Here is a 2,947-nt window from a genome sequence, read left to right as displayed (position 1 = left end):
CCTTCCACGAGAACGCCTGCCCGAACACTTCGAACACCGGGTCGGTCAGCTGGACGATCCAGGCCACGGTGCTAAGCAGCGCCAGGCGCATGACCAGCGCCATGCTGATACCGATCCGCCGCGCCTTGGAGCGAAATTGCTCGGGCAGCTTGTTGGTCAGGATGGAGATGAAGATCAGGTTGTCGATGCCGAGCACGATCTCCATGGCCACCAGCGTGGCCAGGGCAACCCAGGCGGTCGGGCTTGAAGCGAGTTCCAGTAGGTATTCCATGATTCAGTCCTGTATCGGGTCTGGGGTCAGATGTCCTGGGTGGGCTTGTCGTCCGCGCCTTGACGCGGCGGCTTGCCGGGTTCGGTGCCGAGGGTGTCGTTCAATGCCTGCTGGGCCGCCTTGTTGGTCTGATCGATGGCTTGCTTGGCCGACTCGGCAGCCTGGTCAAGCACCTGCTGCGCGGATTTCTCGGCCTGCTCGCAGCCGGTCATCGTCAACACCGCCAACAGCACCACCAGGGGCGTACCGATGGATTTGAACTGAAGCATGGGTCCCTCTCCTCTCAATGAATCGGCAGCGCCGTGCCCGGCGCGCCGGATGGGAAGGCATTCTAGAGAGTGCGATACATCAGGAAAATTCGGATTTTCAGGGCTTATACTTCGGTTTTTACGAATCGGGATCGCACTCCATGCTCAACTACCGACAGCTGCATTACTTCTGGGTGGTTGCCCGGACGAGCAGCATCGTGCGCGCCAGCGAGCAACTCAACCTCACTCCACAGACCATTAGCGGGCAGATCGGTTTGTTCGAGCAGACCTACGGTATAGAGCTGTTCAAGCGCGTGGGCCGGCAACTGGAGCTGACCGAAAGCGGGCGCCAGACGCTGGCTTACGCCGAGCAGATGTTCCAGATCGGCAGTGAACTGGAGACGATGCTGCGGGCAGGACCCGAAGAGCAGCAGATCCTGTTTCGGGTAGGGGTGGCCGATGTGGTGCCCAAGTCCATCGTCTACCGGCTGCTCGCGCCGACCATGGAGGTGGACAACGCGATGCGCATCAGTTGCCGCGAGGACAAGCTCGAGCGCCTGCTGGCCGACCTGGCGATCCAGCGCCTGGACCTGGTGATTTCCGACAGCCCGATGCCAAGCCACCTGGACATCAAGGGCTACAGCCAGAAGCTTGGCGAGTGCGGGCTGAGCTTTTTCGCAACGCCAGGGCTGGCGCGCGATCACGACCAGCCCTTCCCCGCCTGCCTGCACGGGGCGCCGCTGCTGATACCAGGCCAGGAGACCGTGGTGCGAAGCCGGCTGATGCGCTGGCTGTCCGAGCAGCAGGTGCAGCCACGGATCATCGGCGAGTTCGATGACAGCGCCCTGATGCAGGCATTTGGTCAGTCGGGCAGCGGCATCTTTGTCGCACCGAGCGTGATCGCCGATGAGGTGTGCCGCCAGTACGGCGTGGAGCTGATCGGCCAGACAGAGGCCGTGAACGAGTCGTTCTACGCGATTTCGGTGGAGCGCAAGGTGAAGCACCCGGGAATTGTCGCGATCACCGAGGGCGCGCGACGTGAGCTGTTTCATTGGTAAGCGCGGAAGCCCCAGGCGGTCTGTGCTAAAGTCGCGCCCTTTTTTCCAGATGACAGAGATTTTTCCGACATGTCTTCAGTCCTGCGCCTGTTGAACCGCACCAGCCTGGTGACCCAGATCGTCATCGGCCTGGTGGCCGGCATTGCCCTGGCGCTGCTGGCGCCCGCTGCCGCCGCCAACGTGGCGTTCATCGGCAAGGTGTTCGTGTCCGCCCTCAAGGCGGTAGCACCGATTCTGGTGTTCGTGCTGGTGATGGCGTCGATCGCCAACCACCAGCAAGGCACTCAAACCCATATGCGCCCGATTCTCTGGCTGTACCTGCTGGGGACCTTCTCGGCGGCCGTGGTGGCGGTCGTGGCAAGCATGAGCTTTCCCTCGCACCTGGTGCTCAATGCCAGCGAGGCGTCGCTGAGCGCGCCGGAGGGCATCACCGAGGTGCTGCAGGACCTGCTGCTGAGCGCGGTGGACAACCCGGTGAGCGCGTTGGTCAATGCCAACTTCATCGGCGTGCTGACCTGGTCGATCGGCCTGGGGATCGCGCTGCGCAGCGCCAGCGAGGGGACGCGACAGGTGGTGGATGACCTGTCCAACGCGGTGACGTCCCTGGTACGCATGGTGATCCGCTTCGCGCCCCTGGGCATCTTTGGCCTGGTGGCCTCGACGCTGGCCCAGTCCGGCCTGGACGCGCTGCTGGGCTACCTGCACCTGCTTGGCGTGCTGATGGGTTGCATGCTGTTCGTGGCGCTGGTGATGAACCCGCTGATCGTTTACTGGAAGATCCGCCGCAACCCTTTCCCGCTGGTGCTGCTGTGCCTGCGCGAGAGCGGCCTTACGGCGTTCTTCACCCGCAGTTCGGCGGCCAACATACCGGTCAACCTGGCGTTGAGCGAAAAACTCGGCCTGCACGAGGACACCTACTCGGTGTCGATCCCGCTGGGCGCGACCATCAACATGGCAGGCGCGGCGATCACCATCACCGTGCTGACCCTGGCCGCGGTCCATACGCTGGGCATTGTCATCGACCTGCCCACCGCGGTGCTGCTCAGCGTGGTGGCGTCGATCTGCGCGTGCGGGGCCTCGGGCGTGGCCGGTGGCTCGCTGCTGCTGATCCCGCTGGCCTGCAGCCTGTTCGGCATTCCGAGCGAAATTGCCATGCAGGTCGTGGCCGTGGGCTTCATCATCGGCGTGCTGCAGGACTCGGCGGAAACCGCGCTCAACTCTTCCACCGACGTGATCTTCACCGCGGCTGCGTGCGAAGCCCAGAAGCGCCAGGCCGCCTGATGCCGCTAGTTGTCTTTGCCCGTCCAGGCCCCTAGTCTAGGGGCCTTTCCTCGCACAGAGACTGGGCCATGTCAGAACACGAAACCGCA

Annotated in this window: 4 protein-coding genes; 2 read left to right on the top strand and 2 right to left on the bottom strand. The window is 63.5% G+C overall.

Annotation, left to right across the window (positions count from 1 at the left end; genetic code table 11):
- Together VJS90_RS21190 and VJS90_RS21185 are read right to left on the bottom strand one after the other, a co-directional pair.
- Positions 1–271: TerC family protein (locus tag VJS90_RS21190; RefSeq protein WP_414704970.1), on the bottom strand; the 271-nt coding region annotated here is incomplete at its 3' end.
- A gap of 26 nt (positions 272–297) precedes the next feature.
- Positions 298–540: a hypothetical protein gene (locus VJS90_RS21185; RefSeq protein WP_324123586.1), complete on the bottom strand. Its 243-nt coding sequence runs from the start codon at positions 538–540 to the stop codon at positions 298–300.
- 140 nt (positions 541–680) lie between these two features.
- Between VJS90_RS21185 and nhaR the strand changes: the two genes are divergently transcribed.
- Positions 681–1,577: a transcriptional activator NhaR gene (nhaR, locus tag VJS90_RS21180; RefSeq protein WP_324123585.1), complete on the top strand. Its 897-nt coding sequence runs from the start codon at positions 681–683 to the stop codon at positions 1,575–1,577.
- 69 nt (positions 1,578–1,646) lie between these two features.
- Positions 1,647–2,858, top strand: coding sequence for a serine/threonine transporter SstT (sstT, locus tag VJS90_RS21175; protein ID WP_324123584.1), 1,212 nt, complete (start codon positions 1,647–1,649; stop codon positions 2,856–2,858).
- Positions 2,859–2,947: the final 89 nt, after the last annotated feature.

It is taken from the genome of Pseudomonas sp. (assembly GCF_035277045.1).
Lineage (GTDB): Bacteria > Pseudomonadota > Gammaproteobacteria > Pseudomonadales > Pseudomonadaceae > Aquipseudomonas.
This window is presented reverse-complemented; position numbering and strand designations above follow the sequence as displayed.

Excerpts from the sequence above, each read along its gene's own strand:
- VJS90_RS21185 (WP_324123586.1), bottom strand. The coding sequence starts at position 540 with ATGCTTCAGTTCAAATCCATCGGTACGCCCCTGGTGGTGCTGTTGGCG.
- nhaR (WP_324123585.1), top strand. The coding sequence starts at position 681 with ATGCTCAACTACCGACAGCTGCATTACTTCTGGGTGGTTGCCCGGACG.
- sstT (WP_324123584.1), top strand. The coding sequence starts at position 1,647 with ATGTCTTCAGTCCTGCGCCTGTTGAACCGCACCAGCCTGGTGACCCAG.